Source organism: Pseudocitrobacter cyperus, assembly GCF_039889165.1.
Classification (GTDB): Bacteria; Pseudomonadota; Gammaproteobacteria; order Enterobacterales; family Enterobacteriaceae; genus Pseudocitrobacter; species Pseudocitrobacter cyperus.
Genome location: NZ_JAYMYY010000011.1, coordinates 1 through 26,193 on the forward strand (window position 1 = coordinate 1; position 26,193 = coordinate 26,193).

At 55.0% G+C, this 26,193-nt stretch carries 21 protein-coding genes and 1 riboswitch; of the genes, 9 read left to right on the plus strand and 12 right to left on the minus strand.

Annotated features, from left to right (window positions below; genetic code table 11):
- Nucleotides 1-219: 219 nt before the first annotated feature.
- Nucleotides 220-1,071 (minus strand): glutamate racemase, encoded by an 852-nt coding sequence (gene murI, locus VSR74_RS21725; protein ID WP_015966472.1) that lies wholly within the window; start codon nt 1,069-1,071, stop codon nt 220-222.
- Nucleotides 1,016-2,884, minus strand: coding sequence for a TonB-dependent vitamin B12 receptor BtuB (gene btuB, locus VSR74_RS21730; RefSeq protein ID WP_347796625.1), 1,869 nt, complete (start codon nt 2,882-2,884; stop codon nt 1,016-1,018). The genes murI and btuB overlap by 56 nt, the downstream gene beginning before the upstream one ends.
- 66 nt (nt 2,885-2,950) lie before the next feature.
- A riboswitch (cobalamin riboswitch) is annotated at nt 2,951-3,133 on the minus strand.
- 114 nt (nt 3,134-3,247) lie between these two features.
- Here btuB and trmA point away from each other — a divergent pair.
- Nucleotides 3,248-4,348 (plus strand): tRNA (uridine(54)-C5)-methyltransferase TrmA, encoded by a 1,101-nt coding sequence (trmA, locus tag VSR74_RS21735; RefSeq protein WP_347796626.1) that lies wholly within the window; start codon nt 3,248-3,250, stop codon nt 4,346-4,348.
- A 36-nt stretch (nt 4,349-4,384) separates the two neighbouring features.
- Here trmA and VSR74_RS21740 read toward each other — a convergent pair whose 3' ends face one another.
- Together VSR74_RS21740 and fabR are read right to left on the minus strand one after the other, a co-directional pair.
- Nucleotides 4,385-4,744, minus strand: coding sequence for a YijD family membrane protein (locus VSR74_RS21740; protein ID WP_015966475.1), 360 nt, complete (start codon nt 4,742-4,744; stop codon nt 4,385-4,387).
- Nucleotides 4,745-4,759: 15 nt separating this feature from the next.
- The gene (fabR, locus tag VSR74_RS21745; RefSeq protein ID WP_347796627.1) at nt 4,760-5,395 is read right to left on the minus strand and encodes an HTH-type transcriptional repressor FabR; all 636 of its coding nucleotides are present in this window, start codon (nt 5,393-5,395) and stop codon (nt 4,760-4,762) included.
- 197 nt (nt 5,396-5,592) lie between these two features.
- Between fabR and sthA the strand changes: the two genes are divergently transcribed.
- Complete coding sequence (gene sthA / locus VSR74_RS21750; protein WP_347796628.1) at nt 5,593-6,993, plus strand: Si-specific NAD(P)(+) transhydrogenase; 1,401 nt, start codon at nt 5,593-5,595, stop codon at nt 6,991-6,993.
- Here the strand turns inward: sthA and oxyR are convergent.
- The 4 genes from oxyR to argC all read right to left on the minus strand — a co-directional run bounded on the left by oxyR (nt 6,976) and on the right by argC (nt 11,515).
- The gene (gene oxyR, locus VSR74_RS21755; protein ID WP_347796629.1) at nt 6,976-7,896 is read right to left on the minus strand and encodes a DNA-binding transcriptional regulator OxyR; all 921 of its coding nucleotides are present in this window, start codon (nt 7,894-7,896) and stop codon (nt 6,976-6,978) included. The two genes, sthA and oxyR, sit on opposite strands and share 18 nt — an antisense overlap.
- A gap of 353 nt (nt 7,897-8,249) precedes the next feature.
- Nucleotides 8,250-9,623 (minus strand): argininosuccinate lyase, encoded by a 1,374-nt coding sequence (gene argH, locus VSR74_RS21760; RefSeq protein ID WP_347796630.1) that lies wholly within the window; start codon nt 9,621-9,623, stop codon nt 8,250-8,252.
- Between the two features lie 101 nt (nt 9,624-9,724).
- Nucleotides 9,725-10,498, minus strand: a complete 774-nt coding sequence (gene argB / locus VSR74_RS21765; RefSeq protein WP_347796631.1) for an acetylglutamate kinase — start codon at nt 10,496-10,498, stop codon at nt 9,725-9,727.
- A gap of 12 nt (nt 10,499-10,510) precedes the next feature.
- The gene (gene argC, locus VSR74_RS21770; protein ID WP_347796632.1) at nt 10,511-11,515 is read right to left on the minus strand and encodes an N-acetyl-gamma-glutamyl-phosphate reductase; all 1,005 of its coding nucleotides are present in this window, start codon (nt 11,513-11,515) and stop codon (nt 10,511-10,513) included.
- Between the two features lie 173 nt (nt 11,516-11,688).
- Here argC and argE point away from each other — a divergent pair, with 173 nt between their 5' ends.
- The 4 genes from argE (at nt 11,689) to VSR74_RS21790 (ending at nt 18,714) form a co-directional block, all read left to right on the plus strand.
- Complete coding sequence (gene argE / locus VSR74_RS21775) at nt 11,689-12,840, plus strand: acetylornithine deacetylase (protein ID WP_347796633.1); 1,152 nt, start codon at nt 11,689-11,691, stop codon at nt 12,838-12,840.
- A gap of 336 nt (nt 12,841-13,176) precedes the next feature.
- On the plus strand, nt 13,177-15,828 hold the full coding sequence (gene ppc, locus VSR74_RS21780; protein ID WP_347796634.1) for a phosphoenolpyruvate carboxylase: 2,652 nt from the start codon (nt 13,177-13,179) through the stop codon (nt 15,826-15,828).
- 213 nt (nt 15,829-16,041) lie between these two features.
- Nucleotides 16,042-17,775, plus strand: a complete 1,734-nt coding sequence (locus VSR74_RS21785) for a phosphoethanolamine transferase CptA (RefSeq protein WP_347796635.1) — start codon at nt 16,042-16,044, stop codon at nt 17,773-17,775.
- Nucleotides 17,776-17,862: 87 nt separating this feature from the next.
- On the plus strand, nt 17,863-18,714 hold the full coding sequence (locus VSR74_RS21790) for a helix-turn-helix transcriptional regulator (protein ID WP_347796636.1): 852 nt from the start codon (nt 17,863-17,865) through the stop codon (nt 18,712-18,714).
- On the opposite strand, the gene VSR74_RS21795 is transcribed toward VSR74_RS21790, so the two are convergent.
- The 3 genes from VSR74_RS21795 to VSR74_RS21805 all read right to left on the minus strand — a co-directional run bounded on the left by VSR74_RS21795 (nt 18,698) and on the right by VSR74_RS21805 (nt 20,529).
- Nucleotides 18,698-19,048, minus strand: a complete 351-nt coding sequence (locus VSR74_RS21795) for a PTS fructose-like transporter subunit IIB (protein ID WP_347796637.1) — start codon at nt 19,046-19,048, stop codon at nt 18,698-18,700. The two genes, VSR74_RS21790 and VSR74_RS21795, sit on opposite strands and share 17 nt — an antisense overlap.
- Before the next feature lie 63 nt (nt 19,049-19,111).
- Nucleotides 19,112-19,432 carry a PTS fructose-like transporter subunit IIB gene (locus tag VSR74_RS21800; RefSeq protein ID WP_347796638.1) on the minus strand — a complete coding sequence of 107 codons (321 nt, stop codon included), beginning with the start codon at nt 19,430-19,432 and terminating at the stop codon, nt 19,112-19,114.
- A gap of 17 nt (nt 19,433-19,449) precedes the next feature.
- On the minus strand, nt 19,450-20,529 hold the full coding sequence (locus VSR74_RS21805; protein ID WP_347796639.1) for a PTS fructose transporter subunit EIIC: 1,080 nt from the start codon (nt 20,527-20,529) through the stop codon (nt 19,450-19,452).
- A gap of 308 nt (nt 20,530-20,837) precedes the next feature.
- Here VSR74_RS21805 and ptsP point away from each other — a divergent pair, with 308 nt between their 5' ends.
- The 3 genes from ptsP to gldA are packed head-to-tail and all read left to right on the plus strand — an operon-like array spanning nt 20,838 to nt 25,129.
- Nucleotides 20,838-23,339 (plus strand): phosphoenolpyruvate--protein phosphotransferase, encoded by a 2,502-nt coding sequence (ptsP, locus tag VSR74_RS21810; RefSeq protein ID WP_347796640.1) that lies wholly within the window; start codon nt 20,838-20,840, stop codon nt 23,337-23,339.
- A gap of 11 nt (nt 23,340-23,350) precedes the next feature.
- The gene (fsa, locus tag VSR74_RS21815; protein ID WP_347796641.1) at nt 23,351-24,013 is read left to right on the plus strand and encodes a fructose-6-phosphate aldolase; all 663 of its coding nucleotides are present in this window, start codon (nt 23,351-23,353) and stop codon (nt 24,011-24,013) included.
- 12 nt (nt 24,014-24,025) lie between these two features.
- Nucleotides 24,026-25,129 carry a bifunctional L-1,2-propanediol dehydrogenase/glycerol dehydrogenase gene (gldA, locus tag VSR74_RS21820; protein WP_347796642.1) on the plus strand — a complete coding sequence of 368 codons (1,104 nt, stop codon included), beginning with the start codon at nt 24,026-24,028 and terminating at the stop codon, nt 25,127-25,129.
- A gap of 66 nt (nt 25,130-25,195) precedes the next feature.
- On the opposite strand, the gene VSR74_RS21825 is transcribed toward gldA, so the two are convergent.
- Complete coding sequence (locus tag VSR74_RS21825) at nt 25,196-26,101, minus strand: DMT family transporter (RefSeq protein ID WP_347796643.1); 906 nt, start codon at nt 26,099-26,101, stop codon at nt 25,196-25,198.
- Between the last annotated feature and the right edge of the window lie 92 nt (nt 26,102-26,193).

The following is a 26,193-nucleotide window of genomic DNA, read 5'->3' on the forward strand; positions in this document are numbered from 1 at the left end:
TCTCAGCGGCGCGGGTTGTGCATATTAAGTCATCCCGCTACAGAGTCAAGTTTTTATTTCACTTTTCTCTGCGGAAGTTCTCTTAAGAACCTCGCTGACCCGGCGGCTTGCGTGCCGTTGTTCCGTGTCAGTGGAGGCGCATTATAGGGAGTTCTGAGACGTTGACAACCCCTGTTTAAAAAAATCTTTTCAACCGTCTCTTTTTTGAGCAAAACCGCTTTAAACTGGCAGTTTTTCAAGCGTTTCGAAGCCATAGCGCTGCAAAACGGGTAAAAGTCGTACAGTTTCCGCCGTCAACGCCATGCAAAATGCTTTATTCTCTTCCGTCGATTTCGCATCCGGCGCTTCATGTTCCAGCAGCCAGGCCGTTCTACGCGCAATCGCCGCGCCGGAATCGATCATCCGCGTACCTTCCGGAAGCACCTGCAGCAGTTCATCGCGCAGCAGCGGGAAATGCGTGCAGCCCAGCACAACCGTGTCCGGCGGCTCCTGCATCCGCAGCCATGGGCGCAGAATGCGGCGAAGCTCATCAAGAGAGACGGGGTCGCCGTGCAGTTTCGCTTCTGCCAGCTCCACCAGCTCTGCCGACCCCAGCATTTCAATTTTGCATTCATTGGCAAAACGGGCGATGAGTTCATGCGTATAAGGACGCTTCACCGTGCCACGCGTTGCCAGCAAACCGACAATACGGTTGGCGGATAAACGCGCCGCCGGCTTAATGGCCGGCACCACACCGACCACCGGGAAGCCAAACTTTTCGCGCAGGGCGGGTAATGAAACGGTGCTTGCGGTATTGCAGGCGATAATCGCCAGCGAGAGCGGGTAACGCTGCTGAACGGCGGTAACAATCTCTACCACGCGCTCAACGATAAACTCTTCGCTTTTTTCCCCATAAGGAAATGCAACGTTATCGAAGGTGTAGATGTAATGAAGGTCCGGCAGAAGTTGACGAACCTCATCATAGACCGACAGCCCACCGACACCGGAGTCAAACACCAGTACGGTAGGGCGTGGTTCAGAAGGTGTAGCTGCCAGACAAGGTGTATTCCCGTCCTGCAGTTTGGTAGCCATAAACTGTCTCGTAATCTTTATCGAACAGGTTGGCTATTTTACCACGAACTGTGAGCTGTGAGGTGACTGGATATGACGCGGAAACATCAACCGTACTGTAGCTCGGTAAAACCTGCTGTTTCGGATTGTATTGCGACGTGTTGTTATCGTAACGGCGGCCGTAATACTGCCACGCCACATCCATATCCACATCGAACATTGTCCAGTCCAGTTGGTATTTCGCCTGACGCTTAGAGCGGCGCGCCAGCACTTCATCATTCTCGTCATTACGCGGATCCATATATTGCAGCGTAACGCGGTGATTAAAGATCCCTGTATCAAAACTACCTGTCCATTCAACACCTTTAATCGTCGCCGAGTTGATGTTGGCGTACTCGCCGTCATAGGTAACCGGATCGGAGTAGTAGGTAATCAGGTTAGAGATCTTGTAGTGATACGCCGACAAACGCCAGTCCAGCGGCCCGGTCAATCCTTCCAGTCCCGCTTCCCACTGTTTCGACTCTTCCGGTTTCAAGTCCGGATTCGAACTGATACCAAAGCGTGTAGAGCCAAACTGCTGACCTAACGACGGCGCCAGGAAGCCGGTACCATACGATAACGTCACTTTATAGTTCTCAACGAACTGCCAGCCTGCCGCGGTTTGCCATGTCCCGTGCCAGTCAAACTGATTATCGTGATCTTCACGGCCAGAAGCTTCCAGCGTCACATCACCAAACTGCTGCTGACCGGTAAGATAAAGCCCGGTATTGTCGCGCTTATAGGTATCAGATATCGCCGTATCCGACGAGGTCAAACGCTGCTGCTGCCAGTCCACCCCGGCGCTTACCGAGCCGTGACCAACAATCAGGTTGTTCCCCCACTGAAGGTTGCGCTGGGTCATACGGTCAAGCGTAGTACCATCTTTGTAACGACCATAAATGCTGCTGTAGTTATAGTCCTTCACCTTCTGATAGCTGGCGATAAGCTCAGAGGAGTAGCTCCCGGAATGGAATCGCAACCCGGTATCCCAGGTCTGGTTATAAAGCTGCTCTTCGTCGGCGCTATAGGCTGGGGAGTACGGCGGGCTTCCCAGGTCATAGTCGACATTATTGGTATAGCTGTGGCCACGGAAGAAGCCATCGAAGTTATCGTTGAATTTATGCTCCAGGCTTCCCCAGAAGGTTTTATTGCGGAAACCGTCACGGTCGTTATCGTGGCTCCAGGTCGAGCCCGGCTGCACATCAAACCCTTTGGTGGTTTCATAAGAACCCGCCACCGTTGCCACCGTGTCGCCGAAACGGTGACGCAACGTGCCATCATATTGTTGATAGCCTTTAGAGCCCATGCTGGCGGAAATTTTCGATTGTTCCTCGTTGGAGTGGGTAATGATGTTGATCACCCCTCCCATCGCGCCGGAACCATAAATCGCCGAGCGCGGCCCACGGATGTACTCCACGCGCTGAACTAACGAAAGCGGGATCTGATTAAGATCCGGGTTATTAGAGATACCAGGGCGGGTCATCGGAATGCCATCGACCAGCACCAAAACCTGTTTGGTTTCAGTACCGCGGATAAAAAGCGAAGAGCTCTGCCCCATCCCGCCATATTGCGCGATATCCACGCCCGGTAGGCGACGCATCACATCGTTAAGATTTTTAGCCTGCCAGCGGTCGATGTCATCGCGCGTGACGACATCCATCGGCGCAAGGACGGTATTGACCGGTTGCTGGAAACGACTGGCGGTTACGACGAGGGTGTCTGAAGTGCTGTCCTGCGCCCAAACGGAAAAAGCCGAGACGGATAACGCCGTCATCAGCGAAGTTTTTTTAATCATTGTTAAAGCATCCACAATAGAATAAGGATGCCGCCGGTTTCATCGATAGCCCGCGATGATGAAAACCCAGTGCGACGTCACCCGGCAGGTCTTCGGGCTCGGGGGCGTTTTACCGGATGAAGACTTCCCACCTTTTCAGGCAGTGTCTGCAAAATGCGTTCATCCCACCACTCCTTACCGCTGCGCGTCAGCCCCAGATTTTCACTGGATTCCCTTTTAACTCACAGGACCGGAACCCGGATGCTACATTTAGTTACATATAGATGTCCAGACTTCCATCACCATTTAGGAAAACATCAATCGCTGGACATCCCCTGAACAGGCCCTACAATCCCCGCGTACTTTTATTATTCAGGATGCATCATGACCCCCGAACACCTTCCTACCGAGCAATATGAAGCGCAGTTGGCCGAGAAAGTGGTCCGTCTGCAATCGATGATGACCCCGTTCAACGCGCCGGTTCCGGAGGTGTTTCGCTCGCCAGTCAGTCATTACCGCATGCGCGCGGAATTTCGCATCTGGCATGATGGGGATGACCTGTACCACATCATTTTCGATCAGCAGACCAAAAGCCGCATTCGCGTCGATTCCTTTCCGGCTGCCAGCGAGCTTATCAATACGTTGATGACCGCCATGCTGGATGGTGTGCGTAATAACCACGCGCTGCGCCACAAACTGTTCCAGATTGACTACCTCACTACGCAAAGCAATCAGGCGGTGGTGTCGCTGCTGTATCATAAAAAACTCGACGACGAATGGCGTCAGGAAGCGGAAGCGCTACGCGATGCCCTGCGAGCACAAAACCTTAATGTGCACCTGATTGGCCGTGCGACAAAAACCAAAATCGCGCTGGATCAGGACTATATCGACGAGCGACTGCCCGTTGCCGGTAAAGAGATGATCTACCGCCAGGTGGAAAACAGCTTCACCCAGCCGAACGCGGCAATGAACGTGCAGATGCTGGAGTGGGCGCTCAACGCCACAGAAAATTCGACCGGGGATTTACTGGAACTCTACTGCGGGAACGGCAACTTCTCGCTGGCGCTGGCGCGCAACTTTGACCGCGTGCTGGCAACCGAAATCGCCAAGCCCTCCGTCGCTGCTGCACAATACAACATTGCGGCGAACCACATTGATAATGTGCAGATCATTCGCATGTCGGCGGAAGAGTTTACCCAGGCGATGAACGGCGCGCGGGAGTTTAACCGCTTGCAGGGCATTGATTTAAAAAGCTATCAGTGTGAAACGATTTTCGTCGATCCGCCGCGCAGCGGGCTGGATAGCGAAACCGAGAAAATGGTGCAGGCGTATCCGCGCATTCTGTACATCTCCTGCAACCCGGAAACGCTGTGCCAGAATCTGGAAACATTAAGCCAGACGCATAAGGTTGAGCGCCTGGCGTTGTTTGATCAGTTCCCGTATACGCACCATATGGAGTGTGGGGTTCTGCTGACGAGGAAATAATGCGTTGGGTGCCGGATAGTCACCGGCACTGGCGTCTTACTCAGAAATCTCGTGCTTCCGGTTACGCATTTTCACGCCAATCCAGAACACCAGAATCACCGACAGCACCGCTGGCAGGAAGTTAGAGCCGATATCCGGATACTCGGCGCGCACCACGGTACTGTATAGCAGCACACCCAGAATAAAGCAGGCCGCTGCCAGACCGGGCAGCCCCACCGGCATCGTGCGATTCTGATAGCGTTGATGCAGACAATAGACCGTCAGCACCAGCGCAATAATCGGGAATACAGAAAACGGCACGATGGAACTAAACAGCGCCGCAAATGTACCGTTAATTGATAAGCCAGCTATCAGCGCCAGCAACAGCGTTCCTTTATCTTGCCCTGACTGTTTCATTGCTCGTCTTCCACCTTATTCGGAATGATGTGACATTTTTTCCTGTTCGCGACGATACCAGTAGTAAGCCCCTTTAGAGATCATCCGCAGTTGCAGCACCAGTCGCTCTTCAAGCTGACGTCGCTGTTCCGGCGTGACATCCAGCGCTTCCGCGCCCGCGCTAAAGACAATCGTCACCATCGCTTCAGCCTGCGCTTCTGTGAAAGCGCGCGGCATATGGTTTTCGATTTCCAGATAGTCGGCAAGTTCCGCGATGAAGTGCTGAATTTCGCGCGCAACCGCAGCACGAAACGCCGCAGAGGTGCCGGAGCGTTCGCGTAAAAGCAGACGAAATGCGTTAGGGTTATTACCGATGAACTCCATAAATGTCGACACGGAAGTGCGGATCACGCTGCCGCCTTTGGCGATACGCTGACGCGCCTGGCGCATCAGTTGACGCAGCATCAGGCCGCTTTCGTCCACCATCGTCAGCCCTAACTCATCAACATCACGGAAATGGCGATAAAAGGAGGTTGGCGCAATGCCCGCTTCTCGTGCCACTTCACGCAGACTCAGGCTGGCAAAGCTTCGCTCTGCGCTCAGTTGGCTAAATGCTGCTTCTACCAGCGAACGCCTGGTTTTTTCTTTTTGTTGCGCTCTAACGCCCATCACGATGATTGAATCCTTCCAGATGCCTTGTTGGCACTATACCAGAGATTAAAACTAATCGACTTACACTGCTTTGTGAATGATTGTTTACGGGCGATTTATGCTCTTTTGCATGAAAAAAGCACAATGATAATTGGGTTATCCCGGTGAAGATGTTATGATTCTGTTGCTTTTATGTATAAGAACAGGTAAGCCTTACCATGCCAAATTCCTACGATTATGATGCAATAGTAATTGGTTCCGGCCCCGGCGGCGAAGGTGCTGCTATGGGTCTGGTGAAACAGGGAGCACGTGTCGCCGTTATTGAGCGTTATCATAATGTCGGCGGCGGATGTACCCACTGGGGCACTATCCCCTCAAAAGCACTTCGCCATGCCGTCAGCCGTATTATCGAATTTAACCAGAACCCTCTTTACAGCGACCACACCCGACTTCTCCGTTCCTCTTTCGCCGACATTCTGAACCATGCTGACAGCGTGATTAATCAGCAGACTCGCATGCGTCAGGGCTTTTATGAACGTAACCACTGTGAAATTTTGCAGGGCAACGCGCATTTTGTAGACGAACACACGCTGGCGCTGGAGTGCCCGGACGGCTCGGTTGAAACGCTGACAGCAGAAAAATTCGTCATCGCCTGCGGCTCGCGCCCTTACCGTCCGGCCGATGTCGATTTTAGCCACCCGCGTATTTACGACAGCGACTCCATCCTCAGCCTGCACCACGAGCCTCGCCACGTTATTATTTATGGAGCAGGGGTAATTGGCTGTGAATACGCCTCCATTTTCCGTGGAATGGACGTCAAAGTTGATCTGATCAACACCCGCGACCGTCTGCTGGCGTTCCTTGACCAGGAGATGTCGGATTCGCTCTCTTACCACTTCTGGAACAGCGGCGTGGTGATTCGCCACAACGAAGAGTACGAGAAAATCGAAGGGCTGGATGACGGCGTCATCATGCACCTGAAGTCAGGTAAAAAGCTGAAAGCCGACTGCCTGCTTTACGCTAACGGGCGCACCGGGAACACCGATTCACTGGCGCTGGAAAACATCGGACTGCAAGCCGACAGCCGTGGTCAGTTGAAAGTAAACAGCATGTATCAAACCGCGCTACCGCATGTCTACGCGGTGGGCGATGTCATTGGCTATCCAAGTCTGGCCTCTGCGGCTTACGATCAGGGCCGTATTGCCGCGCAGGCGATGGTTAAGGGTGAAGCCTCAGCGCACCTGGTGGAAGATATTCCAACCGGCATCTACACCATTCCGGAAATCAGCTCCGTCGGCAAAACAGAGCAGCAGCTCACCGCGATGAAAGTACCCTATGAAGTGGGTCGGGCGCAGTTTAAGCATCTGGCGCGCGCGCAGATTGTTGGCATGAATGTGGGAACGCTGAAAATTCTGTTCCACCGGGAAACGAAAGAAATTCTGGGGATCCACTGCTTTGGTGAACGCGCAGCCGAAATTATTCACATCGGCCAGGCGATTATGGAACAAAAAGGCGGTGGTAACACGATCGAGTACTTTGTTAACACCACCTTTAACTACCCGACCATGGCCGAAGCCTATCGGGTAGCGGCGCTCAATGGCTTAAACCGCCTTTGGTAACGCTTTCTCGTCGAAGTGACCTTCCATCGTTCCGCGGATAGCCTCTGCCAGTTGCTCATAGCGACTGCGCAGGGGTGATCCCGGGCGATAGACAAGACCTACGGTACGACGTGGCTCAGGCTTGATGCACGGCAGGTAGATCACCCCATCACGGCGACGTTCCCGCGGCACGGCCAGCGCCGGTAACAGCGTAATGCCGCTGCCTGCCGCCACCATGTTACGCAGCGTCTCAAGGCTCGTCGCCCGGAAGTGCGTATCTTCATCAGCACCCGCTTCAAAACAGAAACCCAGCGCCTGATCGCGCAGGCAGTGACCATCTTCCAGCATCAGCAGTTTCTCACCCGCCAGATCGGACATTGGCACACGATCGCGCTCAGCCCAGGGGTGATCTTCATAGATCGCCAGCATCATTGGCTCATCAAACAAAGGCACTTCGATAAACGCCTCGCTCTCTTTCACCAGTGCCAGAATGGCGCAATCCAGCTTACCGCTGTCGAGTTGTGCCAGCAGTTGATGCGTTTGCGCTTCATGCAGGTACATTTCGAGTTTTGGGAAAGTCTGGTGAAGCATTGGGATAATGTGCGGCAGCAGGTAAGGGCCGACCGTTGGAATCAAACCGATATGCAGCGGACCGGACATGGTCTCTCCCTGCTGGCTTGCCATTTCCTTGAGCACTTTGACCTCACGCAGCACCGTGCGCGCCTGATCCACCAGCAGCAAACCTGCCTGGGTGAAGAGCACTTTACGGCTGGTGCGTTCCAGCAACATCACGCCCAGCTCATCTTCCAGCTTGCGGATTTGCCCACTCAGCGTTGGCTGACTGACATGGCACGAGTCTGCCGCCCGACGGAAATGCCGGTGTTCGGCTAACGCGACCAGGTATTCAAGATCACGAATATTCATTATTCATCCTCCATTGCCACGATAGTTCGCGGCGATAGATAGAATAGCAATGAACGATTATCCCTATCAAGCTTTCTGTTCAATAATGCAACACAGAAACGGAGCGGTACCTCCTTAACCCTTGAAGTCACCGTGATGTTTCGCAGAGTTTCTCTCAAACTCGAAATAACTAAAGCCAACGTGAACTTTTGCGGACTCTCAGGTCCGCATTTTTTTTGGGCGAATACCCCTCACCCCCAACCCCTCTCCCTAAGGGAGAGGGGCTAGTCCGCAGAATAATTGTGAACTTATATCTGTGCTCGATCGGTTCCCTCTCCCTTCGGGAGAGGGTTAGGGTGAGGGGGTGCAAATCGTTAAATCAAACGCTGCTGCGCCTCGCTAATCGCCTGCGCCACCTGCTTCGGTGACACCCCACCCTTCGCCGCACGTTTATCAAGGCACGATTGCAGCGACAGAATCGGATACACATCATCACCAATCACGCTGCTGAATTTTTGTAGATCCGCCAGCGCCAGGGCTTCCAGTGGTTTGCCCTGTTTAATCGCTTCGACCACCGCCTCGCCCACGATGTGGTGCGCCTCGCGGAACGGCACGCCTTTGGCGACCAGATAATCCGCCAGTTCGGTGGCGTTAGCGTAACCCTGCTGCGCCGCCTCCTGGCAACGCGGGCGTTTCACCTGGATGCCGTCCAGCACCAGCGCCGCCATGTGCAGGCAGTCCAGCCAGGTGTCGAGCGCGTCGAACAGGCCCTCTTTGTCTTCCTGCATATCTTTGTTGTACGCCAGCGGCAGGCCTTTCAGGGTCATCATCATGCCGGTCAGCGCGCCCTGCACGCGGCCACATTTACCACGAATCAGCTCCAGCGCGTCCGGGTTTTTCTTCTGCGGCATCAGGGAAGAGCCAGAGGTCACGCGGTCAGACAACTCAACGAAATTCGCTTCACCGGAGTTAAAGAAGATCAAATCTTCAGCAAAACGCGACAAGTGCACCATGCCGATAGAGGCATTGGACAGCAGTTCCAGCACGTGGTCGCGGTCGGAAACGCTGTCCAGGCTGTTACGGGTGGCAGAGGCAAAACCCAGCCAGCCAGCCAGTTGTTCACGATCGATTTCGTATGCCGTACCGGCCAGCGCACCGCTACCCAGCGGGCTAACGTCGAGGCGTTTTACCGCATCCTGCAGGCGACTTTCATCACGCGCCAGCATCTCAACATAAGCCAGACACCAGTGCGCGAAAGTCACTGGCTGCGCACGTTGCAGGTGGGTGTAACCCGGCATGACGGCATCCTGATTCTGCTGCGCGGTTTCCACCAGCGCGCTCTGCAACTGACGATTCGCCGACAGCAGTTCCGTAACGGTATCTTTGCACCACAGTTTAAGGTCAGTCGCCACCTGGTCGTTACGGCTGCGCCCGGTATGCAGTTTCTTGCCTAACTGGCCGACTTTATCGATAAGTTTGCCTTCCACCCAGCTATGAATATCTTCGGCATCACTTTGCAGGATTTGCTGCGGATTGGCGCGAACCTCTTCCAGCAACACGTTCAGCGCTTCTTCCAGTTGTTGCTGTTCTTCTCCAGTCAACACACCTACTGTTACCAGCGCTTTGGACCAGGCGACAGAGCCAGTGATATCCTGCTCCGCCAGGCGATAGTCGAAGCGCAAAGAGTCATTGAACTGTTTGAACCGTTGATCCGCTGCCTGTGTAAAACGCCCGCCCCAAAGTGCCATAACTTGTTTCCTTAAAATTCGTTTAATGTTGCCTGAAAGCTACCCTCACGCACCGATCGGTTCCCTCTCCCTGTGAGAGAGGGTTAGGGTGAGGGGAAATATTAAGCCAGAATCCGCGTACCAATCGGCGTGCCGTTAAACAGCGCCGGTAGTTGCTCCGCATGACGCCATGATGCGATATCCACCGGGCGACCCAACGTGCGGGCAGCATCCAGCGCCGCATTCACTTTCACGATCATGCCATCGGTAATAATGCCCTGTTCGATCAGTTGTTCCGCTTTCGCGGCGGTCATCTCCGCGATGCGCTGGCCTTTACCGTCCAGAATACCGCTTACGTCAGAAAGCAGGATCAGATCCGCGCCCAGCGTTGCCGCCAGCGCCGTCGCCGCCTGGTCAGCGTTGACGTTCATCAGCTCACCCTCAGCAGTGACGCCAATAGAACTCACCACCGGCAGGAAACCACCCTCCAGCAGCAGATTAATGAGCTTTGGCGAACCCGGCATCGCCAGGCCAACATGACCCAGTTCTTCGTCGAGCTTCGTAACTTTTACGCTATCGCCGTCACCGAGGAACAACCCCACAGAGGCAATATCATGCTTTTTCGCCCACGCCAGCAGCGTTTTATTAGCAGTGCCCGCCAGCGCGCCGGTAATGATGTCGATTTGATCGGCGGGCGTCACACGCAGGCCGTTTTTCTTTTTCACTGGCAGATTAAGCTGCTTCATCAGCTCATCCACCACGCAGCCGCCGCCGTGCACGATCACCAGCGGGCGCTGATGTGATTCACGATAATTCACCAGTGCGGTAAACAGGCGCTCCAGCGCCTCTTCGCTATCCAGCAACACGCCGCCTAATTTGATAATTAATGGATTCATCGTCATCACACCTTAAAGAAGAGACTGCGTCTCGGCAAAGCCGAAACGAATGTTGGCGCACTGCATAGCCTGCGCCGCTGCGCCTTTTAACAGGTTATCTTCCGCGGCCACCACAATCAGGTGCTGGTTCTGCACGGCAAAACCAATATCGCAGAAGGGCAAACCGACCACATTTTTCAGCGCCGGAACACCTTTATCATAGAGGCGTACCAGCGGTTTATGGGCATACGCCTGCTGGAAGGCGGCTGCCACCTGTTCCGCGTCAACGCCCGGTTTCAGGCGGCAGGTGATGGTCTCGAGTATGCCGCGTTTAAAGTTACCCAGGTGTGGGGTAAAAATCACCTCTGCGCCCAGGTGGGTTGAAATTTCCGGGTGATGACGATGGTTGAATACGCCATACGGTTGCAGGCTCACTTCACAGAAGCTATTAGAGAGCGCCGCTTTGCGTCCGGCGCCGCTCACGCCACTGGTGGCGTTAATCACCGGCCACTGGGTGAGATCCAGCAAATCGGCATCAATCAGCGGCTTCAACGACAATTGTGCCGCCGTGGGGTAACAGCCCGGCACGGCGATCAGATTGGTCTCTTTCAGCGCATCGCCGCACCACTCGGCCAGGCCATACACCGCCTGCTCAAGTAATTCAGGATGCTGATGGGTGAAGCCGTAATATTTTTCGTAGAAAGGCGCGTTGTTCACGCGAAACGCCCCGGAAAGGTCAAACACCACGCAACCTGCCGCCAGAAACTGCGGTGCCAGATCGTGGCTGACTTCGTGCGCGGTGGCGAGGAAAACCACATCCACCCCGGCGCTAAATTCACTGATATCCGACATCGGCTGCAGCGGCATATCGACAATGCCTTTGAGCTGTGGATGCAGATCGGAGATTAGCTTTCCCGCATCATTGCTTTGCGCTGAGACCGTCAAAGCGGTTATGTTCATATGCGGATGGCGATTTACATAGGTCACAAGCTCTGCGCCAGCATACCCACTGGCACCTACAATCAGCGTATTCAACATCGGGGCTGTTCACCTTCTTACGTCATATATGCCCGGGAAGAACGTTCTCTTCCTCACCCTGTTAAACGTATATCCCTGGTGATTCTGGGTTTTATTACGCTTAACGATATTGTATTTTTATTCACAAATATTGCATGAATATTGATACTATCACGACCAGAGGTGTGTCAACAATGAAAAACAATTTACCGCCATTTATCGAGATTTACCGTGCATTGATCGCCACACCTTCCATCAGCGCCACCGAAGAAGCCCTTGATCAAAGCAATGCGTCTTTAATCACTCTGCTGGGTGATTGGTTCACCTCTTTAGGCTTCAATGTTGAGATCCAACCCGTTCCTGGTACGCGCAACAAATTCAACATGCTGGCGAGTACCGGGCATGGCGCAGGCGGCCTGCTGCTTGCCGGCCACACTGATACCGTTCCTTTCGACGATGGCCGCTGGACACGCGATCCCTTCACGCTGACCGAGCATGAAAACAAGCTTTACGGTCTGGGCACCGCCGACATGAAAGGCTTCTTCGCCTTTATTCTCGACGCTCTGCGTGATGTTGATGTGACGACGCTGAAAAAGCCGCTCTACATTCTGGCAACTGCCGATGAAGAGACCAGCATGGCGGGCGCGCGCTACTTCGCCCAAACCACCGCCCTGCGCCCGGACTGCGCCATCATCGGCGAACCAACCTCATTGCAGCCGGTTCGCGCCCATAAAGGCCATATCTCCAGCGCTATCCGCGTGCTTGGGCAGTCGGGTCACTCCAGCGACCCGGCACGCGGCGTAAACGCGATTGAAATTATGCACGATGCGATTGGCCGCGTGATGCAACTGCGAGACTCCCTGAAAGAGCGCTATCACTACGAGGCGTTCACTGTGCCCTACCCGACGCTGAACCTCGGCGCTATCCACGGCGGCGATGCGTCAAACCGTATCTGCGCCTGCTGCGAACTGCATATGGATATTCGCCCGCTGCCAGGAATGACGCTGAACGACCTGAACGGGCTGCTGGATGAAGCCCTGGCGCCGGTCAGCGAACAGTGGCCTGGTCGTTTAACCGTCTCTGAGCTACATCCGCCGATCCCGGGCTATGAATGTCCACCGGATCACGCTCTGGTAGGTGTGGTTGAAAAACTCCTCGGTGCGCAAACCGAAGTGGTGAACTATTGCACCGAAGCGCCGTTTATTCAGACCCTTTGCCCAACACTGGTGCTCGGCCCGGGTTCGATCAATCAGGCCCACCAGCCGGATGAATATCTGGAAACGCGGTTTATTAAGCCGACCCGCGAATTGATTACCCAGGTTGTGCATCACTTCTGCTGGCATTGATATGCCCCCCCTCACCCCGGCCCTCTCCCCAAAGGGGCGAGGGGGAAAATCCGCGCTAATTGTAACTGTGGGCACGATCGTTCCCTCTCCCCTTTGGGGAGAGGGTTAGGGTGAGGGGCAAACCGCACGCCCCCTATTTTCATAAGCATTACTTATCTGACACGATGCGAATTAAATTTCGTAAATTGCCGCAATTTACTCGATTGCTGAACCGATTTCGCAGCAATTGACGTGGGGGTTTTTACGTGGCTTTATAAAGGAGGTTTCATATTCCGGCCTTGCGTTCCAAAGCCTGGGGTATAACAAAAATAAATGAGATGGGGTGTCTGGGTTAACATGAACGAACAATATTCCGCGTTGCGTAGTAATGTCAGTATGCTCGGTAAAGTGCTAGGCGATACCATCAGGGATGCGCTTGGTGAGAACATTCTTGACCGTGTAGAAACTATCCGTAAGTTGTCAAAATCCTCACGCGGCGGCAATGAAGCCGACCGTCAGGAACTGCTGACAACGCTGCAAAACCTCTCCAACGATGAACTTCTGCCGGTGGCTCGTGCCTTCAGCCAGTTTCTGAACCTGGCGAATACCGCCGAGCAGTATCACAGCATCTCGCCGAAAGGCGAAGCCGCGAGCAACCCGGAAGTGATTGCACGCACGCTGCGTAAACTCAAAGACCAACCCAATCTCAACGAAGCCACCATTAAAAAAGCCGTCGAATCGCTGTCGCTGGAGCTGGTTCTGACCGCTCACCCGACCGAAATTACGCGCCGCACCCTGATCCACAAAATGGGCGAAATAAACGGCTGCCTGAAGCAACTGGATAACAAAGATATCGCCGACTACGAGCGTAACCAGTTAATGCGTCGCCTGCGCCAGCTTATCGCTCAATCATGGCATACGGATGAAATTCGTAAACACCGCCCAAGCCCGGTAGATGAAGCCAAATGGGGCTTCGCTGTGGTGGAAAACAGCCTGTGGGAAGGCGTACCGAACTATCTGCGCGAGCTGAACGAACAGCTCGAAGAGAATCTGAACTACCGCCTGCCGGTTGATTTCGTCCCAGTCCGCTTCACTTCGTGGATGGGCGGCGACCGTGACGGCAACCCGAACGTTACCGCCGATATTACACGCCATGTCCTGCTGCTAAGCCGCTGGAAGGCCACCGATCTGTTCCTGAAAGATATTCAGTTGCTTATCTCGGAACTGTCGATGGTCGAGTGTACCGACGAACTGCGCGCGCTGGTTGGCGAAGAGGGCGAGCAGGAGCCGTATCGCTATCTGCTGAAAAACATTCGCAGCCAGTTAATGGCGACGCAAGCCTGGCTGGAAGCCCGCCTCAAAGGCCAGCGCCTGCCGAAACCCGCAGGGCTTATCAGCCAGAATGAACAGCTCTGGGATCCTCTGTATGCCTGTTATAAATCACTTCAGGCCTGTGGAATGGGCATTATCGCCAACGGCGAACTGCTCGACACTCTGCGCCGCGTGAAGTGTTTCGGCGTCCCGCTGGTGCGCATTGATGTGCGCCAGGAGAGCACCCGCCACACCGAAGCGCTGGGCGAACTGACCCGCTACCTCGGCATCGGCGATTATGAAAGCTGGTCTGAAGCTGACAAACAAGCGTTCCTGATCCGTGAACTCAATTCCAAGCGTCCGTTGCTGCCGCGTAGCTGGGAGCCAAGCAACGAAACGCGAGAAGTCCTGAATACCTGTAAAGCGATTGTCGATGCACCAATCGGCTCGGTCGCCGCCTATGTCATCTCCATGGCGAAAACGCCTTCCGACGTGCTGGCGGTGCATCTGCTGCTTAAAGAAGCAGGCATTACGTTTGCACTACCGGTCGCGCCGCTGTTTGAAACCCTTGATGACCTGAATAATTCGAACGATGTCATGACCCAGTTGCTGAATATCGACTGGTATCGCGGCTTTATTCAGGGCAAACAGATGGTGATGATTGGCTATTCCGACTCCGCGAAAGACGCGGGTGTGATGGCCGCTTCCTGGGCGCAGTACCAGGCACAGGATGCCCTAATCAAAACCTGCGAAAAAGCCGGCATTGAACTCACTCTGTTCCACGGTCGCGGCGGCTCAATTGGACGTGGCGGCGCGCCAGCCCATGCCGCGCTGCTTTCACAACCGCCGGGAAGCCTCAAAGGCGGCCTGCGCGTCACCGAGCAGGGCGAGATGATTCGTTTCAAGTATGGCCTGCCTGAAGTTACCGTCAGTAGCCTGTCGCTTTATACCAGCGCGATTCTGGAAGCTAACCTGCTGCCGCCGCCGGAGCCAAAGGCAGAGTGGCGCCACATCATGGATGAGCTTTCCGATATCTCCTGCGAGATGTACCGCGGCTATGTGCGTGAAAACAAAGACTTCGTGCCTTACTTCCGCTCCGCCACCCCGGAACAGGAACTGGGTAAACTGCCGCTTGGCTCGCGTCCGGCAAAACGTCGCCCAACCGGCGGCGTGGAATCTCTCCGCGCGATTCCGTGGATCTTCGCCTGGACGCAGAACCGCCTGATGCTCCCCGCCTGGCTGGGCGCGGGCGCGGCGCTGCAAAAAGTAGTGGAAGATGGCAAACAGAGCCAACTGGAATCAATGTGCCGCGACTGGCCATTCTTCTCCACGCGTCTTGGCATGCTGGAAATGGTATTCGCCAAAGCAGACCTGTGGCTGGCGGAATACTACGATCAGCGCCTGGTGAAAAAAGAGCTATGGGGCCTGGGTGAAGAACTGCGTAATCTGCTGGAAGCCGATATCAAAGTCGTGCTGGACATCGCCAACGATGCCCACCTGATGGCTGACCTGCCGTGGATTGCCGAGTCCATTCAGTTACGTAACATCTATACCGACCCACTGAACGTACTGCAGGCCGAACTGCTGCACCGTTCACGCCTGGCGGAAGAGGAAGGCAAAGAGCCTGATCCAAACGTTGAACAAGCGCTGATGGTCACTATTGCTGGCGTCGCTGCAGGTATGCGTAACACCGGCTAAATAAGCCTTTCCTGAAAAAATAATGTGCCTGCTTATTGTAAGCAGGCACATTAAAAATTATCCCCTCGCGACACAACCTTTTCTTTTTCCTTCTGTCTATCGTTGTGCTTAACGTGATTTTTTACTGCCGTAACAATAACCCTGGTATACCTTAAGGTTCGCTTAATAAAATGCCGTTACGGTTGGCACCACGAATTCAGACAGGCTTAATCTATGCTCTCCACAAACACACCGGCTGATAGCAAATTTAGCTGGAAAGCCCTTGGCTGGGCGCTGCTCTACTTTTGGTTTTTCTCAACCCTGTTGCAGGCCATTATTCTGTTAACGGGTTATAGCGGCACCAATGGTTTTCGCGACTCGCTTTTATTCAGTTCACTGTGGCTGATCCCCATTTTTCTGTTCCCCAGTAAAACGCGCATTATTGCTGCCGTTATTGGCATAGTGCTGTGGGCCGCCTCGCTGGCGACTTTGTGCTACTTCGTGATCTATGGGCAGGAATTTTCACAAAGCGTGCTGTTCATTATGTTCGAATCGAACGCCAATGAAGCCAGCGAATACATGAGCCAGTATTTCAGCCTGAAGATTGTTCTGACGGCGGTGGCGTATACCGCAGTGGCGATTTTCCTGTGGTCGAGACTGAAGCCTGTCTATATCCCGCACCTCAGCCGCTGGCTGATTTCTTTTGCTCTGCTGTATGGGTTAATTCTTAATCCTATTGTTGCTGGCAGCGTTGTTGGTGATAAACCGCTGGAAAAAACGCTGAACGGTATGGCTTCCCGTATGGAGCCCGCCGCACCGTGGCAGTTTATTACCGGCTACTATCAATATCGCCAGCAATTAACCAGCCTGAACAAACTGTTAAGCGCAAACAACGCATTACCGCCACTGGCGAATTTAAAAGACAGCTCCGGCGATGCGCCGCGCACCCTGGTGTTAGTCATTGGCGAATCCACCCAACGTGGGCGTATGAGCCTGTACGGCTACCCACGTGAAACCACGCCAGAACTCGACGCTCTGCATAAGAACGATAAAAACCTGACCGTCTTCAACGACGTCGTCACGTCTCGTCCTTACACCATCGAGATCCTGCAACAGGCGTTGACCTTTGCTAACGAGAAAAACCCGGATCTCTACCTGACCAAACCTTCATTAATGAACATGATGAAACAGGCAGGGTATAAAACGTTCTGGATCACCAACCAGCAGACGATGACCGAACGTAACACCATGCTGACGGTCTTCTCGAAGCAAACCGATAAGCAGTTCTATATGAACCAGCAGCGCACACAGAGTGCGCGTGAATACGACACCAATGTGCTGGATCCATTTAAAGAAGTGATGGCTGACCCGGCGCCGAAGAAATTCATTATCGTTCACCTGCTGGGTACACATATCAAGTACGAGTACCGCTATCCGGAAAAATGGGGCAAGTTTAATGGCAAAACCGACAATCTGCCCGCCGGGTTATCGCAGGATCAACAGGACGAATACAACGCCTACGATAACGCAAACCTGTATAACGACCACGTTGTCGCCAGCCTGATCAACGAGTACAAAGCGACGGATCCAAATGGTTTCCTGCTTTACTTCTCCGATCACGGCGAAGAGGTGTATGACACGCCACCGCATAACATTCAGGGACGCAACGAACTGGCGCCGACACGCCACATGTACACCGTGCCGTTTATACTGTGGACGTCAGAAAAATGGCAGGCGGCCCATCCGCGAGATTTCTCGCAGGACGTCAACCGTAAGTACAGCAGTTCGGAGCTTATCCACACCTGGTCCGACTTAGCGGGGCTCAGCTATGATGGCTTTGATGCGACGCGTTCCATCACCAGCCCGCAGTTCACGCCGATGACGCGCTGGATTGGCAACCCGTACAAGAAAAACGGCTTAAAGGATTACGACTCGTTACCTTACGGGGAACTCCAGGGAAATCAGTGATCCTGATTACGGCCACTCCATTCAGGAGTGGCCTTTTTTATCGCGCCCCGTTAATGTTGCGCTGTATGCAACAGACAAGGGATCGCCATGCATCACGACATTACGCAACTGCTCACCCGGCTTATCAATACGCCGTCTGAACTGCAAAACATTCACTTTGCCAGCACCACCAGCCCGGCGCCCGAGCTGGCGTATCAGGTCGATTTTCCACGACTGGAAATTGTGCTGGAGGGCGAGTTTACTGACGCCGGCACGGCCACGCGCATGCAGCGTCATGATGTGCTGTTTGTTCCCGCAGGCGGCTGGAACTTCCCGCAATGGCAAACGCCCGTCACCACCCTCAGTATTCTGTTTGGCAAACAGCAGCTCGGCTTTAGCCTGGTACACTGGGACGGCAGCCATTCGCAGAACCTCAATCGCCAGCATGTCGCCCGCCGCGGGCCACGCATCGGTTCATTTCTGCTGCAAACCCTGCATGAAATGCAGATGCAGCCGCAGGAACAACACACCGCGCGGTTGATTGTCGCCAGCCTGTTGAGCCACTGCTGCGACCTGCTGGGCAGCCAGATCCAAACGGCTTCGCGCAGCCAGGCGCTTTTCGACGCTATTCGCGACTATATCGACGAACATTACGCCTCACCGCTCACCCGCGAATCGGTCGCGCAGGCGTTTTATATCTCGCCCAACTACCTCTCGCACCTGTTTCAGAAAACCGGGGCGGTGGGATTTAACGAATACCTGAATCACACGCGGCTGGAACATGCCAGAATGCTGTTGAAGGGATATGACCTGAAAGTAAAAGAGATTGCCCACGCCTGCGGTTTTGTCGACAGCAACTACTTCTGCCGTTTGTTTCGTAAAAATACCGAACGCTCGCCATCAGAGTACCGTCGCCAGTACCACAGTCAGCTCATTGAAAAGGTCAGGGATGCAGAATGATATGTGTCTGCTGCGGCGCTGAAAGCAGTTTACGCACTGCGCTCATCACCTTTTGCGGCTCGCGCAGGAAAGCATTAATGCCGGATTGCACATAGCGGCTGTGGGAAAAACGCTCCGCACCGCTTAGCTCGATATCAGTAATGAGCAACACCGCGTCAGCGAGCTGGATATCCTCAGCCGTGAGCAGGTTTTCAACCCCCAGCGCGCCCTGAGTTTCAATTTTAATCCCCCACTTCTCCTGCTGGCACAGCTTTTCCAGCCGCTCGGCAGCCATATACGTATGCGCCACACCACTCACACAGGCAGTGACTGCGACTAACCGTCTTACCGTCATCGGGTTCTCCTGCTTATTGCCCGCTGCGGGCTGGCGCGCTTACCACCAGCCCGTTCATGCTGCTTATGCGATTTGCGCCAGATGCGCTTCTATCTTATTCATAATAGCGTCTGCGCGTTTAACTGCATCGCTGATATTTACCCGCACGATGGTCTTCCCGGCAAAGCGCTCTTCGAACTTGATACCGATATCTTTGGTCAGAATCACGATATCCGCGGCGGCTACGTCGCCTGCAGTCAGTTCATTTTCGAGGCCAATGGAACCCTGCGTTTCAACCTTCACGTCCCAGCCTTTGGCTTTCGCCGCGCTTTCCAGCGCTTCCGCCGCCATATAAGTATGTGCGACGCCAGACGGGCAAGCTGTTACTGCGATAATCATGGTCATAATAACTACCTCTTCAATCAGTTAATTTCGAAATCCAGATCCAGGTCGTCTTCTTTTTCCGCGACCGGTTTCGCATTTTTACGTGCCAGACTTTTCAGGAGATTCACGCACACCGCCGTCACCACCGCGCCAACAGCAATCGCCACGATGTAGCCCAGCTTGCCTTCCACCACCGGCAGTACAATCAGCCCGCCCCACCCGGCGTAGCACTGTGCGCCCATCAGCGCTGCCGTCACTGCGCCACAAACGGAGCCGATCATAATGGACGGGATCACGCGCAACGGGTCAGCGGCCGCAAAGGGAATCGCCCCTTCCGTCACGCCCACGCAGCCCATCACCAGCGCCGCTTTGCCCGCTTCGCGCTCTTCGCTACTGAAGTTTTTACGATTAATCAGCGTCGCGAGGCCCAGCCCCAGCGGCGGTACGCATATCCCGACGGCAGCAATCGCCACTACCGTATACACGCCCTGCGATACGCAGATCAGCATGAACGCGTAGGCCACTTTGTTCACCGGGCCGCCCATATCAAAGGCCAGCATCAGACCCATGATGATCGCCAGCACCACAATGCTGCCCTGCTGCATGCCCTGCAACCATTGGGTCAAACTGGCTGTCAATGCGCCCACTGGTTCACCCAGCCCCCACATCATGACGCCCGCAGTGATCAGCGTACCGGCAATCGGGATCACGAAAATCGGCATCACCGAGCGCAGCACTTTATGCACGGGGATCTTCTTCAGGTAATAAACCACTATCCCGCCGATAATCCCGGCGATCAGCGCCCCGAAAAAACCAGCGCCAAAGCTGTTACCGACCCACGCGCCAATGGCGCAAGGCGCCAGCGCGGAGCGTTCGGCGATGGAGTAACCGATATAGGCCGCCAGAAACGGCACCATCAAGGTCAGCCCCGCCACACCAATATCAAACAGCTTTTTCAGATTGGGATCGGTAGCGGCATCTGGCACCGCGCCCTTGCCGTATAACATGACGGAAACCGCCAGCAGGATCCCACCCGCCACAACAAACGGGATCATGTGCGACACACCGGTCATTAAATGCTGACGGGTGTTTTTTAATATTTGCACCAACTCTTTCATCAGTTGCTCCCGGGCTATTACTGCCCATATCCATAGAGAAGTTGTGGAGACAATAGGCAATTGGCAAAGAGACAGACAGTGGATAAAAGCTGCATTTACTGGATATTTGTGATCGCAGAAGAAAAATGCGATCGGACTCAAAAGTTCATCCCACCCCCGGAACTGCCTTAAAATGGTAACTTGTGAAGCAACTCGCACTTTGCGCTAGATATTACATTTATCCAGTTTTTGACAGATTTGTCAGATAGCCCTGCCGCACTCAACGCTCCATCCTGTTCCCCATATCGAATGATTTGGGAGATAAAGTGATGGCTCAGGTTATTGAGTTTGTCTGTGAATTACCGAACGGCGTCCATGCGCGCCCCGCCAGCCATGTCGAAACGCAGTGCAATAAATTCACCAGCACGATTGAATGGCACAACCTGCGTACCGACCGTAAAGGCAATGCTAAAAGCGCCCTTGCGCTGATCGGCACCGATACGCTGGTTAACGATGCCTGCCAGCTACTGATTTCCGGCGAAGATGAACAGGCTGCCTGGCTGCATCTCTCCCGCTGGCTGCACGAAGAATTTCCCCTGTGCGACGCGCCGCTGGCGCAGGCCACCACTGTCGAACAGGCGCCACTACCGGAATCACTCACCCGTCTCAACCCAACGCTATTCCGCGCGCAACCGGTCTGTAGCGGCAGCGCTGGCGGAGTTTTGACGCGCCTTGCCTCGCTGGATCTGAATCGTCTGACCGATTTACCTGAAGCAGGCACCGTTGAAGCGGAACAGAGCGCGCTGGACAGCGGCCTGGCGCGGCTTACGAAAATGCTGGAACTGCATCTGCTCGACAGCAGCGCTACCGCCAGTGCGATTCTGGAAGCGCACCGCTCACTCGCCACCGATACCTCTCTTCGCCAGCATCTGCTGGCAGGCGTGAACGAAGGGCTAAGCTGTGCGGAGGCAATCATCCGTACCGCCAACCATTTCTGCGACGAATTTTCCCGCTCCAGCAGCGCTTACTTACAGGAACGCGCGCTGGACGTGCGCGATGTCGGCTATCAACTGCTGCAGCAGATTTACGGCGAGCAGCGTTTCCCGGCCCCCGGCAAGCTCACGCAGCCGACCATCTGCATGGCGGAAGAACTCACCCCAAGCCAGTTCCTCGAACTGGATAAAACATTGTTGAAGGGCCTGTTGCTGCAAAGCGGCGGCACCACCTCGCATACGGTGATCCTTGCGCGTTCTTTCAACATCCCAACGCTGGTTGGTGTGGATATCGACGCTCTTCACACCTGGCAGGGGCAGCACATTTTTCTCGACGGCAACGCCGGGGCGATTGTCGTCGCGCCGGAAAACGCCGTTACCCGCTACTATCAGCAGGAAGCCTGGGTACAGGAACAACTGCGTCAGCAACAAAGCGTCTGGCTGAATCAGGAAGCGCGTACTGCCGATGGTTTACGCATCGAAGTGGCGGCCAACATCGCTCACTCGGTAGAAGCGCAGGCGGCATTTGGCAACGGCGCGGAAGGTGTCGGCCTGTTCCGCACCGAAATGCTCTATATGGATCGTGCCAGCGCGCCGGGCGAGGACGAGTTATATAACATTTTCTGCCAGGCGCTGGGTTCCGCCAATGGCCGCAGCATTATCGTGCGCACCATGGATATCGGCGGCGATAAGCCGGTGGACTACCTCAATATTCCGGCGGAGAACAACCCGTTCCTTGGTTATCGCGCGGTGCGTATTTACGAAGAGTATGCGGCACTGTTTACCACTCAGCTCCGTTCGATCCTGCGCGCTTCGGCCCACGGCAAGCTGAAGATCATGATCCCGATGATCTCCTCAATGGAAGAGATCTTGTGGGTAAAAGAGAAACTGGCAGAAGCCAAACAGCAACTACGCAACGAGCACGTTCCGTTTGATGAACGTATCCCGCTGGGCATCATGCTGGAAGTGCCGTCGGTGATGTTCATCATCGATCAGTGCTGCGAAGAGATCGACTTCTTCAGTATCGGCAGTAACGATTTAACCCAGTATCTGCTGGCCGTCGACCGCGATAACGCCAAAGTCACCCGTCATTACAACAGCCTGAACCCGGCGTTCCTGCGCGCCCTCGATTACGCCGTGCAGGCGGTGCATCGCCAGGGGAAATGGATTGGCCTGTGCGGCGAACTGGGCGCAAAAGGTTCCGTGCTGCCGCTGCTGGTTGGCCTGGGGCTGGATGAACTGAGCATGAGCGCGCCGTCAATTCCGGCGACCAAATCACGCCTCGCACAGCTCGACAGCCGCGCCTGCCGCCAGTTGCTCAATCAGGCGATGGCCTGCCGCACCTCGCTGGAAGTGGAACACCTGCTGGCGCAGTTCCGCATGAGCCAGCAGGACGCGCCGCTGATCGCCGCCTCCTGCATCTCGCTGGATAACGACTGGCAGAGCAAAGAAGAAGTGATCAAAGGGATGACCGACAATCTGCTGCTGGCCGGACGCTGCCGCTACCCGCGCAAGCTGGAGGCGGATCTGTGGGCGCGCGAGGCGGTGTTCTCCACCGGGCTGGGCTTCAGCTTCGCCATTCCACACAGCAAATCAGAACATATTGAGCAATCGACCATTAGCGTTGCGCGCCTGCAAGCGCCGGTGCGCTGGGGCGACGAAGAGGCGCAGTTCATCATTATGCTGACGCTCAATAAACACGCTGCGGGCGACCAGCACATGCGAATTTTCTCCCGCCTGGCGCGCCGCATCATGCACGAAGATTTCCGCAACGCGCTGGTGAATGCCGCGTCCGCTGACGCCATCGCCAGCCTGCTGCAACACGAACTGGAACTGTAAGAGGACGAATCATGGAACTGTATCTGGATACCGCCAACGTGGCGGAAGTTGAACGCCTGGCGCGTATTTTCCCGCTGGCGGGTGTGACCACCAACCCAAGCATCGTCGCGGCCAGCAAAGAATCGATCTGGGACGTACTGCCGCGTCTGCAAAAAGCGGTCGGCCCGGAAGGGATTCTGTTCGCCCAGACCATGAGCCGCGATGCGGCGGGCATGGTGGCGGAAGCAAAACGTCTGAGCGAAGCCGTCCCGGGGCTTGTGGTGAAAATCCCGGTCACGACTGAAGGGCTGGCTGCTATTAAGATGCTGAAAAAAGAGGGAATTACTACGCTTGGCACAGCGGTTTACAGCGCATCGCAAGGTCTGCTCGCCGCGCTGGCAGGGGCGAAATACGTTGCGCCTTACGTCAACCGCGTTGACGCCCAGGGCGGCGACGGTATTCGCACGGTGCAGGAACTGCAATCCCTGCTGGAACTCCACGCGCCGGAAAGCATGGTACTGGCGGCGAGCTTCAAAACGCCGCGCCAGGCGCTCGATTGTCTACTGGCAGGATGTGAAGCGATCACTCTTCCTTTAGATGTAGCGCAACAAATGCTCAATACCCCTGCGGTAGAGTCGGCAATAGAGAAGTTTGAGCAGGACTGGAATAACGCATTTGGTCACATCAACCTGTGAGGGAAATAGAGTATGGATCGCATTATTCAATCACCTGGTAAATACATCCAGGGCGCCGATGTCATCACCCGTCTGGGCGACTACCTGAAACCGATGGCGGAGCGCTGGCTGGTTGTCGGCGATAAGTTTGTTTTAGGTTTTGCCCAGACCGCACTGGAGAAAAGCTTCCGCGACGCGGGTCTGGCGCTGGAAATCGCCCCATTCGGCGGCGAATGTTCACAAAACGAAATCGACCGCCTGCGCGGCGTGGCGGAAAAAGCGCAATGTGGCGCCGTGCTGGGCATCGGCGGCGGTAAAACGCTGGATACGGCTAAGGCGCTGGCGCACTTTATGTCACTTCCGGTCGCTATCGCACCGACCATCGCCTCTACCGATGCGCCGTGCAGCGCGCTGTCTGTTATCTACACCGACGACGGCGAATTTGATCGTTATCTGCTGCTGCCGCACAACCCGAACGTGGTCATTGTCGATACCAAAATCGTCGCGGGCGCACCGGCTCGTCTGCTGGCCGCCGGTATCGGCGATGCGCTGGCGACCTGGTTTGAAGCCCGCGCCTGTTCACGTAGCGGCGCTACCACCATGGCGGGCGGGAATTGCACGCAGGCCGCGCTGGCGCTGGCCGAATTGTGCTACAACGTGCTGATTGAAGAAGGCGAAAAAGCGATGCTGGCGGCGGAGCAACACGTCGTTACCCCGGCGCTGGAACGCGTGATTGAAGCAAATACCTACCTGAGCGGCGTCGGCTTTGAAAGCGGCGGCCTGGCGGCTGCGCACGCTATCCACAACGGTCTGACGGCCATTCCGGATGCGCATCATTATTATCACGGTGAGAAAGTGGCGTTTGGTACGCTGGCGCAACTGGTCTTCGAGAACGCGCCGGTAGAAGAGATTGAAACCGTCGCCGCCCTGTGCCACTCAGTCGGCCTACCGATTACCCTCGCGCAACTGGATATCAAAGAGGATATCCCGGCGAAAATGCGTAAAGTCGCTGAAGCGTCCTGCGCGGAAGGCGAAACCATCCACAACATGCCTGGCGGTGCCGACCCGGATCGCGTTTACGCAGCGCTGCTGGTTGCCGACCAGTACGGTCAACGTTTTCTGCATGAGTGGGAATAATGGCTAATAAGGCCTGATTGATCGTTGTTGGTCGGGTGGCGCTACGTTTACCCGACCAACAATGGTTTAGCTTTGTTTCACGACCACCCTTTCACGCTTCTTCCTGCTCACCACCGCCAGCGCCAGGATAATCAGCACAATCCCCGCACCTTCGACCGGGCCTGGATTCTCACCCAGCAGCCACCAGGAAAACAGTACGCCGCAGACCGGTACAGCCAGGGTGCTCAGGCTGGCGATACTGGCCGGTAAATTTTTCAGCACAAACAGCCACAGACTCCAGGCCAGCGCCGTCGCCAGTATCGCGCTATAGGCCAGCGCCCAGAAAACGATAGGCTGCCAGTCGATTTCCGGTTGTGGCACCAGCCAGGCTACGAGGCTCATCACCAGCGCGGCATATAACATTTGCCAGGCGGTTAACGACAGCAGATCAATCCCCGGATGACGGGTGTACATCCGCTTGGCGACGATAGCGCTCGCTCCCCAGCTTATACCGGAAAGAATCGCCAGCAGCGCGCTTTTCATTGAACTGAAATCAAGCTGCCACGGCTGCATCACGAATATCAATCCTACAGCAGCGATACCAATCGCAGCGTATTGCAGGCGTCGCAAACGCTCGCCCAGCAACAGCGCGGCGAGGATCACCACCCAGAATGGCATGGTATAGGTGAGGATAGCGACCTTCCCCGCACCGCCACTCACCAGCGCCCACTGGGCGAATCCAATCATGCCGCAGGTCTGAAGTAAGGCGATAGCGAAGGTAAACTTAAACGGCGTCGGGCGCAGGCCGCGACCGCGTAGCAGCAAGACAAGGAATAAAACGAGGGTGCCAAAAATACAGCGCAAAGCAGTGAAGTCGAACGCGCCAACGTAGCCCGTGACCTGCTTCATGAAAATCCAGCTATAGCTCCAGATGAGGGTCAGAATGATGAGGCCGCTGATGGCCAGGGGGTTGCTCTTTCCTGAGGCAGACATAATGAATCCCGTAGAGTGACGATTTCTGCGTGCACTATACGCCTCAAAAAAAACTTCAGCGACTACCGCAAAGCAGTCGCTGAAGGGTTACG